The sequence below is a fragment of the Parabacteroides sp. AF17-28 genome (assembly GCF_003479205.1).
Taxonomy (GTDB): Bacteria; Bacteroidota; Bacteroidia; order Bacteroidales; family Tannerellaceae; genus Parabacteroides; species Parabacteroides acidifaciens.
Genome location: NZ_QUGV01000028.1, coordinates 22139 through 36181, shown reverse-complemented (window position 1 = coordinate 36181; position 14043 = coordinate 22139). Strand labels below are relative to the sequence as shown.

Here is a 14043-nt window from a genome sequence, read left to right as displayed (position 1 = left end):
ATTAGAACGTGAATCGTAGCGCAATCCTGATACCTCCCTTTTTGATATCCGGGTGATTCAGGTAAGTCAGTCGTCTATAATAATCGATGCGCAATATCTTGAATATGTTTTCCAGACCGACGCTACATTCCATATAAGGCGTATTGCCTAATGGCTGTGTTCCTTCCGGCAGCAGGAAGAGTCCCGGAGTCAAAGTCGGATTGTTTTTATCCGTCAACCCGCCGTATATCATATTAAAGGAAACCACTTCGCGCAGACGCAGCCACTTAATTCCCGGAATGCGGTTTAGTATCCAACCCTTCAGGTAGTAAGTCGCATTAAAGGATACATATTGGTCGGTGACAAACTCCAAGGCACTCATCATGTGGAACGCTTCCGGCTGGATTGTAACGGACTGGTTTGTGTTGGGTAGGACCAGCAGAGGGAAAGGAACTTTATCCCAAACCTTTCCGGCTTTCAATTGCGCATCGATATGTCCGAATGAAGACAACCAGATACGCTTTTCGGCGCTGATCTCCGTATGGTTATAATTGTAGTCACCTCCTAATACGCCTTTAATGCCCAACTGGTGGGAGAGTTTGAAGACCGGGGCATCCTTAGACAGGTTGAATACAGATTCTTTACCCGAGCGTCCGTTATAAGACCGTTCACCCGGAGCGAAGCGCAACTGTGTTCCGATCTCGGATGTCGTAAAATCTTTCAGCAGGTATAATTTGCCGGTCTCGTCGCGTTTAATGTACTGGAGCGTTCCGGCTGCTTCATTGTTTTGATTCATCAGCCATGACTTCCAAGTCAATCCGTTCAGCCATTCCTTCTCATATTGCAATACACTTTTACGGATGTACTGCATCTTTGTAACGGGCTCGCCGACTTTCCAGGCGACAAAAATGTTATCTTTACTGGTAAAAAGGAAGTCCTGCCCAGGCGTGTACACGTCATATTCCTGGATAAACGATAAGTTGTTGACCGGATTTTCCCCTTCGTGATATTCTTTTTTATTGAAACTATGCGTCAGCTTCAGGTTGTATTTTAATTTACGGTCGTTTGTCCCATATGCCAGATAGCCGCTTGCAAACCAATACGGACTAAGATTTGCCGTTGTCATTCCTCCGACACGCATACGGAAACCTTCCAGATGGTTTGCACTGAAGGTCGTATTCATCGGGCCAAAGTCGAACTTGGTCACTTTTTTATCGTTCGCAGTCGGAATATACCCCGTAATCAGTATCTCCGCCGTCTTGATAATGGCATTGAAAGCTGGGACCTTGCGCAATTGAGCCAATAAGTCTTTCAAGGCATCTTCTTTTTCTTTCAGAGGTATGGGACGGTTATGCATCCAGAAAGTATCGGGTTGCGCGGTCGCTTCCGGCAAAACATGTAACGCCCCCAAGAGGCCGAAGACCGAATCGGCATTCTGGACATTGAAATTATAGTTATCATAGTTCCTGAGCTGATGGGCATATAGTTGTTGTGTCCCTTTTACCACATAGAAATTGACAAAGGTGTTTTCCTGGTCGATCACCCAGGTACTGTCCGGCATCCGCTTGAATTCCTGTTCGATACGCAGTTTGTCTACCCAGTTCAGGTTGATGTTGGCAGGTGTGTTCAACAGTACCTTTTTGACAGCATAATTACCGTCGAGAGTTATGTAAAGCCGTCCGGTAAACCCGTAACTTTCACTGTTCGCCGGAACGAAAGCGAGGTCAACGCATTTATCACCTCCTATATCGAGCGTGTCCATGATATAGTAGTGGTAATAAGTTGTCGCCAACGTAGAGGATAAAGGGCTGACAAAACGGTTCAACAGGATAGGGATGTTATTATCAAAGATATTGACGCTCTTGAATATTTCTTCCAGATTGGAAGTGATACCACCGCCATCATCCAAAGATTTGTCGATTCCCTGCATGCGCTTGGCCCTTACTATTGTCTTCTCTGTCTTCGGACTTTTCCGGTAATAGAAATCCGACAGGTTTTCACGAACGGAAACGGTCAGGATCGGTTTACCGTTGAATTCGGATGTGTCCAGATAGTTCTTGATAAATTTAAACTTCTTCAGAAATTTATTCTTGTCAAGATTTGGGTTGAAGTTGTCCAACGACAAACTCAATTTTTCATACACTTCTGTCTGGTACTCCGGTTTGGCTTCAATCCGGTTGTCATTCTTATGTGCAATTACATTTTTGATAAGCTCGACAGCCGGATTATCTTTCCGGGTATATTTTTCCCGCTTCGGTTTGATTACGACTTCGGATATTTCGAAAGCGGTCGGTTTGAGCAAAAACACTAAATTGTCGTTCTTTTGACCGGGTTTGAGATCGATAAACTTAGTGTCATATCCTAATGAGGCGGCTGCCAGCTTCGTATATCCCTCATTATTTTGAAGAGTAAACGCTCCGTCGTCGTCTGTCATTGCCCCGATAGTGGATCCGTCAAAATATACGGACACAAATGGGAGCGGCTCGCCGGTGATCGAATCTTTTACGATACCGGAAGCCGATGTAAAACCCTGAGCGTATAAGATGGAGATGCCTGTTACTGACTGTAACAAAGCTATTAATAATATATAACCAATAAGTTTCATCATGTATGTAACGTTCTTCCTTCTCGGAAATGTAGGAACAAAGGTAGACTTTTTTATTGGTTAGATAAGTATGGCAATATTAAGTTTTTTATCTTTTAATATTTATACAGGATAGTAAAGATGAGATTTATAGATAAATTCTCCATATATTTGTTCTCTCTTAAAAAAAAAAGGAGAGATTGGGTCATGGGATTTATCAATAATTGGTTATTTGCCTTATTATCCAAGAAAAACCTCAAAATTTAATTATGATTAAAAATTTGAAGCAAACAATCGCTCAAGAAGCAAGATTGGAAGATGTAGTTCAGAAATATGCGGAATTGCATCGTGGAAGTAAATCAGGAAAAACACTAATGTGTAGTTGTCCATTTCATAAAGATGACGAAAAATCTTTTAAAATAAAAGTAACGGATCAAATCTACGAGTGTGATGTCTGTAAAGAAGCCGGTGACGTTGTCCGCTTGACACAACTGTTAGTCGGTTGTAATGAAGGGGAAGCATTACGCCTTTTGGTGGATTGGTTCCATATTCCGATTGATGAAAATGGATTGGAATGCCTTGCCCGCAAGAGTAAGCGGAAAAAGGAAAAAGAAAAGAGTATGTTTACTGCCAAGCATAGAGAAAAAGAGTTCAATATGTTATTAAACTCTTTCACCTCCAACTCATGCAGTAGTCCTCTTTTAGCCTATGCCCATCAATATTTGGAGCTTGGTGTGGCGGCAGATATCCTTCCGGATACCTATGAACAGATTTCCGGATGCAAGCTCTTCCCTGTCCGGGATGATAGCGGAAGTTTACAAGGTTTTCTTAAATACGTTCCGGAAGAAAAAGAAGAAGAAGAAGGCTTTTGCATTCCTGCAGATTTGAGAGAAACAAACCTGTTGGGGCTTTATCAGGCAATCGAGGCTATAAAACGATGCGGTTTTGCATATTTGGTATGGAACAGCAAGGATTTAATGATCATGCATGCCGCAGGTTTCACCAATACGGTAGCCTGTTGCGGGCCGGAACTGACTTATCGGCACATCGAATCGCTTTTAAAACAGACGAATCAGGTTGTCTTTATGTACCCCGATGAAATATCCAAGCAGGTCAGAGCGACAAAAGCGGCCGCCCGATTATCGCATCTTTCAATAACTCCATATCGTTTTCCTTTGCCAAGAAAAGGATTATCATCTTTATACTATAAGATGGAACCAGCCCGATTTGAGTATTTTATCCGTCAGTCTACCCGTCTGAATTATCTGGATGCGGTAAACGTACGTCTTATTGCCCGATTAGAGGAAATAACGAAACAGCTGGCAAGCGTGCAAGTATTGGAAGAGAAACTCCAGTTACGGTCCGAGTTGATTCAAGTGCGGAACAAGATCGACAAGCTGACCGGTCTTTTAGATAGAAACTGGGACTATTTATATCGATATTTCGGATAAATTGATTGTGAGATAAAAAGCAGGATGAAAGCGCATACAAGAAAGAAAAAGATTATGGCGGTGACTCTGACCGGGTCAGTAGCCAATTTCCTGTTACTGGTTTTCAAATTTGTAGCAGGCGTATTGGGACACAGTAGTGCCATGATTGCAGATGCCGTCCATTCTCTTTCCGACTTTGTAACGGATGTAATCGTACTGCTTTTTATCAATATATCGTCAAAGCCGAAGGATGAAGGGCATGACTACGGGCATGGTAAGTATGAAACGTTGGCCACTTCGGTCATCGGTATCGTCCTGATGTGCGTAGGAGTCGGCCTTTTCTGGGAAGGGGCGAATAAGATATATGGATTTTATTTCATGGATGAGCCGCTTGAAAGTCCGGGAAAAATTGCCCTGCTCGCTGCTGTCGTATCTATAATAATAAAGGAGGCGTTGTTTCGTCTGACCCTTTCTGTCGGCAGGCGGGAAAACAGCCAGGCGGTTATTGCGAATGCCTGGCACCATCGTTCGGATGCTTTTTCTTCCATCGGTACGGCGCTTGGAATCGGCGGTGCAATCCTGTTGGGCGACAACTGGCGTGTGCTGGACCCGATCGCGGCTGTTATCGTCAGTATCCTGATTGTAAAAGTCGCTTTCCAGTTGGTCCTCCCTGCAATAAATGACCTGTTGGAGAAATCATTGCCTAAAGAAGTGGAAGACGAGATCCTTTCAGTCATTAACGAGACTCCGGATGTGAAGAACCCGCATAATCTGTGTACCCGCCGTATCGGCAATGATTTTGCAATCGAGGTACATATCCGTGTGGACGGCCAGACAACCGTCAGCCATGCACACGAACTGACAAAAGAGATAGAACGGAAATTGCGGTTGAAATACGGTCCGGCAACTCATATTGTTTTACATGTCGAACCGGTAAAATGAAGGAAGATGAACGATACGATAAAGTTATATAGAGGAGAAGTTTTCGACTTTACAGATTCGCCCTTGGACAGAACTGACGCTTTCCGGTATTTCCCCGACGGAGCGTTGGTCGTGAAGGAAGGGATCATAATCGATTGCGGGCCTTTCAAGGAACTCGAAAGCCGCTACGCCGGTTGTGAACGGATCGACTATTCCGGCAAGCTGATAATGCCGGGCTTTATCGATTCTCACATCCATTATCCGCAAGCCGAGATTATCGGGATGTATGGGAAACAATTGCTTGAGTGGCTGAACGACTATACTTTCCCGGCCGAACAGGCTTTCTCGTCTCCGGAACATGCCGAACGGATCGCACGCTTTTTCGTGCAGGAGCTGTTCCGGAACGGGACGACGACCTGTATGGCATATGCGACTGTGCATGCCGCATCCGTCAATGCTCTTTTTTCGGTTGCTTCGGAATATAATATGTGCATGATGACCGGTAAAGTGCTGATGGACCGCAATGCGCCGGATGGTTTGACCGACACGGCCGGACGGGGAGAGGCCGAAAGCCGTTCTCTGATCGAAGCCTGGCATAAGAAAGGGCGTAACCGTTATGTGATCACTCCCCGTTTTGCGATCTCCTGCTCGAACGAACAACTGAAGGCCGCAGGACGTTTGCATGAGCAATATCCGGATACATATATCCAAACGCATCTTTCCGAAAATAAGGAGGAAATCTGTAATACACTTTCCCTGTGCCCCGGCTGCCGGGATTATTTAGAAGTGTACGAACGGGCGGGACTGGTGACAGACCGTTCGGTTTTCGGCCATTGCATCCATCTGTCGGATTCGGAATGCCGCCGCTTGGCAGAAGCCGGTTCAGTTATCGCTCATTGCCCGACTTCCAATCTCTTTTTAGGAAGCGGCCTGTATGATATGCGGCAGGCCAACCAGATCGGTATGCAGACCACGCTGGCGACCGATGTCGGTGCCGGAACGTCTTACTCTTTGCTTCGTACGATGGGCGAATCTTACAAGGTGCAGCAACTCAACGGATATCCGATGTCTGTACTGGAATCCTTTTACAAATGTACTTTAGGAGCTGCAAAGGCGCTCCATCTGGAGGATGAAACAGGCAGTTTTGAAAAAGGCCGGAAAGCAGACTTCATCGTTCTCGATTATGCCGCCACCCCTTCCCAACAAATACGCCGGGAATATCTGGAACGCAATGGGAGATGGGAACTGGAGAACAAACTCTTCGGTTTGCAAACTTTAGGGGATGACCGTAACATTGTGGCAACCTATATCATGGGGAAACGAATGTGAAGTCTCTATGGCTGAAACAAAAGTGTCTGCGGTCGAAACTAAAGTTTCAGCCGAGGAAACTAAATTTTCGTCCCGTGAAACTAAAGTTCCATCGGCATGAAACAAAAGTTTCAACCGCACAGAATCGTTGAAACTAAAGTTTCAGACTTTCGTACGCTTGAAACTTTTTTGTAATCTCCTAAAACACTTGCATTTCGTTCCTGACTGTCGTCACGCCGATCAAGCGGTCGTAGCGGGCACCCATCGGGCGGAAGTAGACGTAGATGCTATATTCGTTTTGCGTCTGGTAGAAGTTGCCTTCTATTGGTCCGGTCTGTCCGACCGTAGATCCGGTAGGGACAAACAAATATTGGTAGTTGTAGCTGCCTTGTTTCAGCAGGACGGCTTTTTCGTATTGGTTTGTTTCGAAGTTATAGCCCATTTTACTCTTTTCGTCCAATACATTATTATACAGCTCACCGTTCAGATAGACGTTTCCATCGGGCAACGGGTCACAGGCAAGCGCGAAATGCACGATGTAGTAATCGGCTTCCGTATCGGGATCGTTGCAACCGCTGCAACGGATGAAGAAACGCCCGTCCTGGTCCTGGTCATACTGATAGGTCCCTTTGTCCCGCTTATAATCGGTCATTAACTCCACATTATAATAAGGGTTGTGATAAGAGATGTCTTCGACGTGCATCCCGTTATATTTGTTGCTCAGGAACTCCATACGCCGGTATTCGTTTCCGGCTGGGAAAATCAGGTTGCGGTTGTAAGCGTAGGAAATCTGGTTCTCTAAAATGCTCATCGGTTGCAGGTCGGTGACGGCATTATCGCGCCGGTTGTCCTGATAGACATATATCTTCAGGTCCGTTTGCGGATAGGTGATCGGGAAATTCTTGTTGTTGATGGTGAAACTGACCTGCTGATGGCTCTGGTTGGTGTCGATGTCCGTATTCCCGCTGACGGAAGCAGCGATGTTGATGACAGGTTCGGCCACCGAGAAACAGGCCGTAAACACGATCTGGTCCGGATTGTCTTCCTTATAGACCTGTATGGCGTAATTCCCGGAAACTTTGAACTGGACATCGTCGTTCGGAAGCAACAGGCGGTAGTTGGAATATTGGGTGGTTGTCCCGATGGAATTGGCAAAATCGTCGATTGTCATTCCCTGGAAACCGTTCATGTATTCGATGGGGCTTAGCTGCGATTGTGTCCAGTCGGCATTGCAGTGTATGACGTTGTAGGCATATCGTGTGTACCCGCTGCCCAAACCGTCGAAATTGATTTCGATCCGCTCGTCGCCGCCCAAAGCGATATAGGGCTCGGATATCAACTCGCCGGCCACTTTCACCTGAAGCGTCTTTATCTGTTTGTTGTTGACGTCGGTAAAATACTTCACTTGTGCATTTGCCCCGATGGAAAGGGCAAAAAGCGACATAAAAAGCAAACTGTACACTCTCTTTTTCATATTTCTTTCTTTGACAATGCAAAATTATGGAATTATTTCTTTAATTATTTCCTTTCGCCTGCTTTAAAGCATAAAAAATTGCTTACTTTTGCGGGAAAATTACATATAAACAATTTTAGTTGTATCATGGCAAATGTGATTAAGATTAAAAAGGGTTTAGACATTAATCTGAAGGGCAAAGCTTCGGACGTACTGTTAAACGGGGGGAAAAGCGATACTTACGCGATCGTTCCCGATTATTATAACGGTATTGTACCTAAAGTTGTTGCCAAAGTAGGAGAAAAAGTCAAAGCCGGTTCTGTATTGATGATCGATAAGAACCGCCCGGAGATCAAGTTTGTTTCGCCTGTCAGTGGCGAAGTAACTGCCGTAAACCGAGGAGAGAAGCGTAAGGTGCTTAGCATTGTTGTTAAGCCGGATGCGCAGATCGAGTACGAGGATTTCGGCAAGAAAAATGTAGCTTCTCTGAAAGGAGAGGAGGTTAAGGACGCAATCCTGAATGCCGGTTTGTGGCCTTATATCAAACAACGTCCGTATGACATCGTCGCTTCGCCGGCAGATGCTCCGCGTGACATCTTTGTTTCTGCATTCTACTCCGCACCGTTAGCGCCGAACTTCGATTTCATCGTGAAAGGTCAGGAAGCAGATTTCCAGACAGGGTTGGATGCATTGGCAAAGCTTACCGCCGGTAAGGTTTATGTCGGTGTCCGCAAAGGTTCTTCCGTCAGTGTGAAAGGTGTTGAAACAGTGGAAGTGGAAGGTCCGCATCCTGCAGCGAATGTGGGAGTACAGATTAATCACATCAAGCCTGTCAACAAAGGCGAAGTGGTTTGGACGGTAAATCCTGCCGATGTGATCGTAATCGGCCGTCTGTTCAATAAAGGTATTGCCGATTTCAGCCGCCTGGTTGTGCTGACCGGTTCCGAAACGACAGAAAGAGGATATATCAAGGCTATCTCCGGTTGTACGGTTGACAGCCTGGTTGCCGGAAAGATCCTGAAAGGGAACGAAGACGTTCGTATCATCAGCGGTAATGTGCTGACCGGTACGAAGGTGATGAAAGACGACTACTTAGGCGCTTACGACAATCAGATTACCGTAATCCCGGAAGGCGACGAAACATACGATTTCTTCGGTTGGGCTACTCCCGGCTTTGGAAAATACAGTGTCAGCCACTCTTTCCCGACTTGGCTGATGGGTAAGAACAAAGAGTATGTAATCGACGCCCGCATCAAGGGTGGCAAACGCGCCATGATCATGTCTAACGAATACGAAAGCGTATTCCCGATGGACATCATGCCGGAATACCTGCTGAAGGCAATCATCACGTTCGATATCGACAAGATGGAAAACTTAGGTATCTACGAAGTGGCTCCCGAAGATTTTGCACTTTGCGAATTTGTTGACACATCCAAGCTTGAAATCCAGAAGATCGTTCGTCAGGGCTTGAATCTGTTATACAAGGAAATGAATTAATAACATTAAAAAATTAGAATACATTGAAAGCGTTAAGGAATTACCTCGACAAGATTAAGCCGACCTTTGAGGAAGGCGGAAAGCTGGCGATGTTCCGTTCTGTTTTTGAAGGTATCGAAACATTCTTATTTGTTCCGAATGCGACTTCCAAATCAGGCGTACATATTCATGACTATATTGACTCGAAGCGTACGATGACCGTGGTTATCATAGCTTTGTTGCCCGCTTTGCTTTTTGGTATGTATAATGTCGGTTATCAGCATAACCTTGCGGTTGGTACTGATCCGGGATTTCTCATGACTTTTATTTTTGGTTTTCTGGCTGTATTGCCTAAAATCATTGTTTCGTATGTAGTAGGTTTGGGTATCGAATTTGCGGTTGCCCAGGTGAAGAAGGAAGAAATTCAGGAAGGTTTCCTGGTTTCCGGTATCCTGATCCCGATGATTGTTCCGGTGGATACTCCGCTGTGGATGATCGCTGTTGCCACTGCATTCGCTGTTGTTTTTGCAAAAGAAGTATTTGGCGGTACGGGATATAATGTATTTAATGTAGCCTTGGTTACACGTGCATTCCTGTTCTTTGCCTATCCGGCAGCCATGTCGGGCGACCAGGTGTTTGTCCGTACAGCCGACACGTTCGGTATCGGTGGTGGTCAGGTTGTGGACGGTTTCTCCGGTGCAACTCCGCTGGGACAGATTGCAATTGCAGGTAAGGAACTGATCAATTCGTTCCAGGCTGTCGATGTTCTCGGACATCCGATTTCCACATGGGACATGTTCTTGGGTCTGATTCCGGGTTCAATCGGTGAAACATCCGTATTGGCAATTCTGATTGGTGCCGTAATCCTTCTGTTTACAAGAATCGCAAGCTGGAAGACAATGGTTTCCGTATTTGTCGGTGGAGCTGTCATGTCATTGATCTTCAATATGGTCGGAACAACAGTTTCGATGTGCGTATCTCCGCTGGATCAACTGTTCCTGGGTGGTTTCGCATTCGGCGCCGTGTTTATGGCTACCGACCCTGTCACTTCAGCCCGTACGGAAACAGGTAAATATATCTATGGCTTCCTGGTTGGCGCCATGGCTATTATCATCCGCGCGTTGAACCCGGGTTATCCCGAAGGTATGATGCTCGCTATCCTGTTGATGAATGTATTTGCTCCGCTGATCGACTACTACGTAGTGGAAGCTAACATCAACCGCAGATTGAAACGTGTAATCAAATAAAGTAAGAAGGAGTATGGCTAAATATAAATGTAAAGTATGTGGATATATCCACGAAGGAAATAAAGCTCCGGATGTTTGTCCTATATGTGCAGCTCCTGCTTCCGATTTCGAAGAAGTGAAAGACGAGGCTGCAGCCAAGAAGGGTATGAACCGGGATAGCAATGTTTATACGGTTGTATATGCTTCGGTAATGGTTGTTCTGGTAGCCGTCGTGTTGGCTTTCACTTCCCAGTCGCTGAGAAGCTTCCAGCAGAAGAATGAAGAAAACGACAAGCGCCAGCAGATTCTGCGTTCCATCAACGTAGCGGTTTCTGCCAATGAAGCTGAAGCTAAATATAACGAATTGATCAAGGAGGCATTCCTGGTAAATGAAAACGGACAGAAGGTGGACGGCGATGCTTTTGCTGCCGATGTGGTAAAGGCTGCTACCGAACACGAATACCCGGTTTTCGTAGCTAATGTAGACGGCCAGACAAAATACATCATGGCTTTGCATGGTGCAGGTCTGTGGGGCCCGCTGTGGGGATATATTTCCGTAGATAGCGATAAGAACACGGTGTACGGCGCCGACTTCAGCCACCAGGGTGAAACTCCGGGTCTGGGTGCCGAAATCGCCAAGCCGGCGTTCAGCAGTGAATTTAAAGGCAAAAAGCTGTTTATGGATGGAACATTCAAATCTGTTGCCGTAGTAAAACCCGGCAAGAGTGTGGAAGGCCAGGATTATGTTGACGGTATTTCCGGCGGTACGATCACCAGTAAAGGTGTCGACGCGATGTTGTTCAACAGTTTGAGTGGTTATGTCAAATTTTTAACCTCACAAAATTAAGAGAAGATGGGATTATTATCGAATAAGAATAAAGAAGTTCTGTTAGGCCCGCTTAGCGCCAACAACCCTGTTGTCGTCCAGATGCTGGGTATCTGCTCTGCGCTGGCTGTAACATCAAAACTGGAGCCGGCTATTGTAATGGGTATTTCAGTAACGGCTGTTGTGGCTTTTGCCAACGTAATCATTTCATTGATTCGTAATACAATTCCTAACCGTATCCGTATTATCGTACAGTTGGTGGTTGTAGCTGCGTTGGTAACTATTGTTAGTGAAGTGTTGAAAGCATTTGCTTACGATGTAAACAAACAGCTTTCCGTGTTTGTCGGTCTGATCATTACCAACTGTATCCTGATGGGACGTCTGGAAGCATTTGCTTTGGGTAACGGCCCGTGGGAATCATTCCTCGACGGTATCGGCAACGGCCTCGGGTATGCGTTGATACTGGTGATCGTCGGTTTCTTCCGCGAACTGTTAGGTTCCGGCACACTGTTAGGCTTCCAGGTAATTCCGCAGGCATTCTATGACTTCGGTTATGTGAACAACGGTTTGATGATCTTGCCTCCGATGGCGTTGATCGTGATTGCTGTGATTATTTGGGTTCATCGTGCTCGTAACAAGGAACTTCAGGAAAATTAATGCTAACTATTAAAAGAATAATAGAATGGAAGAATTATTAAGCACATTCGTCCGCTCGATTTTTGTAGACAACATGATCTTCGCATACTACTTAGGTATGTGTTCGTTCGTGGCTGTTTCCAAGAATGTGAAGACAGCTTTAGGATTAGGTATAGCAGTGACATTCGTGCTCTTGTGTACACTGCCGATCAACTATATGCTTGAAAACTATGTACTGAAAGAAGGTGCATTGAGCTGGTTGGGACCGGATTTCGCAAACGTGAATCTGAGCTTCCTCGCTTTCATCATCTTTATCGCCGTTATTGCATCTTTCGTGCAATTGGTTGAAATGGTTATCGAGAAGTTTTCACCCTCTCTGTATGCTTCCCTGGGTATCTTTTTGCCGCTTATCGCTGTAAACTGCGCTATCCTGGGTGGTTCTCTGTTTATGCAGCAGAAAGCATTCCCGAATGTAGGTGTTGCAACTGTGTATGGCTTAGGTTCTGGTATCGGATGGTTGCTGGCTATCGTAGGTATGGCTGCTATCCGTGAAAAACTGGCATATTCAGACATTCCCAAACCGTTGAAGGGTCTTGGTATTACCTTCATCATCACCGGTTTGATGGGTATGGCCTTTATGTGCTTCTCAGGTCTTAAGATTTAAGTATTAACGCATTAAATAACAGATAAAGATGATTTTATTAATGTCGGGCGGACTTACAATCGCAGCCAGTGCAGTTGTTTTCCTTGTGATAACACTGATTCTGGTAGCCGCACTTTTGTTCGCTAAAGCAAAATTGGTACCATCCGGAAATGTAAAGCTGGAGGTAAATAAAGAAAAAGAAATAGAAACTCCGATAGGCGGAACGCTGTTGGGCGCTTTGCAGAGCGGGGGTATCTTCCTGTCTTCTGCCTGTGGTGGCGGTGGTAAATGTGGCCAGTGCCGTGCACAGGTAATCGATGGCGGAGGAGAAATCCTGCCGACTGAAAAGGGCTTTTTCTCTCGCAAGCAGATCAAGGAACACTGGCGTCTGGCATGCCAGTGCAAGGTAAAGGAAGATATGGTCGTTCAGGTTCCGGACGAAGTATTCGGCGTAAAGGAATGGGAATGCGAAGTGATCTCCAACAAGAACGTGGCTACTTTCATCAAAGAGTTTATCGTGGCATTGCCTAAGGGCGAACACATGGACTTCCTGCCGGGTTCTTATGCCCAGATCAAGATTCCTGCCTACTCAATGGATTATGACAAAGATATCGACAAGAACCTGATCGGTGACGAATATCTGCCGGCATGGAAAAACTTCGGTTTGTTCACGCTGAAATGCAAGAACGACGAGCCGACTATCCGTGCTTATTCTATGGCTAACTATCCTGCGGAAGGCGACCGTATCATGTTGACGGTTCGTATCGCCACACCGCCGTTCAAGCCGAAACCTCAGGTGGGCTTCCAGGATGTGATGCCGGGTATCGCTTCTTCTTATATCTTTACCCTGAAACCGGGTGATAAGGTGACGATGAGCGGTCCTTACGGTGATTTCCATCCGATCTTCGACTCCAAGCGCGAGATGATGTGGGTCGGCGGTGGTGCCGGTATGGCTCCGTTGCGTGCGCAGATCATGCACATGACAAAGACGTTGAAGACAACAGACCGCAAGATGTCATACTTCTACGGTGCCCGTGCGCTGAACGAAGTATTCTATTTGGAAGACTTCCTGGAAATCGAAAAAGAATTCCCGAACTTCACATTCCATCTGGCGCTCGACCGTCCGGATCCTGTAGCCGATGCAGCAGGCGTGAAGTACACGGCCGGTTTCGTTCACCAGGTAATCTACGATACTTATCTGAAGGATCACGAAGCTCCGGAAGATATCGAATACTACATGTGTGGTCCGGGCCCGATGTCAAAGGCTGTGGAAAACATGTTGGACAATTTAGGTGTGCCGCGTGAAATGTTGCATTTCGACGACTTCGGTGCATAAACGGTCATTCGATCAAAATAAAAGAAGCGGGAAGAGATTTTTTCTTTTCCCGCTTTTTATTTTAGAACTATTCTGTTTATTAGAATGTTATCCTTGTAAATCAAGGGAAGGGAAACTCGGTATTACAAATGGGTGACAAAAAAAATACATTTCTTTTGTAATATAGTGCAGCGTTTCCCGTTCTAAATACATCATACTTGTATATGATTTTAAAATTGCAATAGA

At 45.7% G+C, this 14043-nt stretch carries 11 protein-coding genes; 9 read left to right on the top strand and 2 right to left on the bottom strand.

Features of this window, described 5'->3' with window-relative positions; all coding sequences use genetic code 11:
• Position 1: 1 nt before the first annotated feature.
• Complete coding sequence (locus tag DWW90_RS17115; protein WP_122345845.1) at positions 2–2587, bottom strand: DUF5686 and carboxypeptidase-like regulatory domain-containing protein; 2586 nt, start codon at positions 2585–2587, stop codon at positions 2–4.
• A 245-nt stretch (positions 2588–2832) separates the two neighbouring features.
• Here DWW90_RS17115 and DWW90_RS17110 point away from each other — a divergent pair, with 245 nt between their 5' ends.
• The 3 genes from DWW90_RS17110 to guaD are packed head-to-tail and all read left to right on the top strand — an operon-like array spanning position 2833 to position 6243.
• Positions 2833–4014 (top strand): CHC2 zinc finger domain-containing protein, encoded by a 1182-nt coding sequence (locus DWW90_RS17110; RefSeq protein ID WP_122345844.1) that lies wholly within the window; start codon positions 2833–2835, stop codon positions 4012–4014.
• Between the two features lie 24 nt (positions 4015–4038).
• Complete coding sequence (locus tag DWW90_RS17105; protein ID WP_122345843.1) at positions 4039–4935, top strand: cation diffusion facilitator family transporter; 897 nt, start codon at positions 4039–4041, stop codon at positions 4933–4935.
• A 6-nt stretch (positions 4936–4941) separates the two neighbouring features.
• Positions 4942–6243: a guanine deaminase gene (guaD, locus tag DWW90_RS17100; protein ID WP_122345842.1), complete on the top strand. Its 1302-nt coding sequence runs from the start codon at positions 4942–4944 to the stop codon at positions 6241–6243.
• 178 nt (positions 6244–6421) lie between these two features.
• Here guaD and DWW90_RS17095 read toward each other — a convergent pair whose 3' ends face one another.
• Positions 6422–7696 (bottom strand): DUF5103 domain-containing protein, encoded by a 1275-nt coding sequence (locus DWW90_RS17095; protein WP_115498997.1) that lies wholly within the window; start codon positions 7694–7696, stop codon positions 6422–6424.
• 126 nt (positions 7697–7822) lie between these two features.
• Here DWW90_RS17095 and DWW90_RS17090 point away from each other — a divergent pair, with 126 nt between their 5' ends.
• From DWW90_RS17090 to nqrF, 6 genes are read left to right on the top strand one after another with little or no spacing between them, the layout of a single operon-like run.
• A complete protein-coding gene (locus tag DWW90_RS17090) occupies positions 7823–9172 on the top strand; it encodes a Na(+)-translocating NADH-quinone reductase subunit A (protein ID WP_122331163.1) in 1350 nt (449 codons plus the stop codon).
• Positions 9173–9195: 23 nt separating this feature from the next.
• Positions 9196–10398, top strand: coding sequence for an NADH:ubiquinone reductase (Na(+)-transporting) subunit B (locus DWW90_RS17085; RefSeq protein WP_122345841.1), 1203 nt, complete (start codon positions 9196–9198; stop codon positions 10396–10398).
• 13 nt (positions 10399–10411) lie between these two features.
• Positions 10412–11224, top strand: a complete 813-nt coding sequence (gene nqrC / locus DWW90_RS17080) for an NADH:ubiquinone reductase (Na(+)-transporting) subunit C (protein ID WP_115499000.1) — start codon at positions 10412–10414, stop codon at positions 11222–11224.
• A 6-nt stretch (positions 11225–11230) separates the two neighbouring features.
• Positions 11231–11860: an NADH:ubiquinone reductase (Na(+)-transporting) subunit D gene (locus DWW90_RS17075; protein WP_115499001.1), complete on the top strand. Its 630-nt coding sequence runs from the start codon at positions 11231–11233 to the stop codon at positions 11858–11860.
• Between the two features lie 25 nt (positions 11861–11885).
• Positions 11886–12503 carry an NADH:ubiquinone reductase (Na(+)-transporting) subunit E gene (nqrE, locus tag DWW90_RS17070; protein ID WP_115499002.1) on the top strand — a complete coding sequence of 206 codons (618 nt, stop codon included), beginning with the start codon at positions 11886–11888 and terminating at the stop codon, positions 12501–12503.
• Positions 12504–12543: 40 nt separating this feature from the next.
• Complete coding sequence (gene nqrF / locus DWW90_RS17065) at positions 12544–13818, top strand: NADH:ubiquinone reductase (Na(+)-transporting) subunit F (RefSeq protein WP_187574924.1); 1275 nt, start codon at positions 12544–12546, stop codon at positions 13816–13818.
• Positions 13819–14043 lie beyond the last annotated feature (225 nt).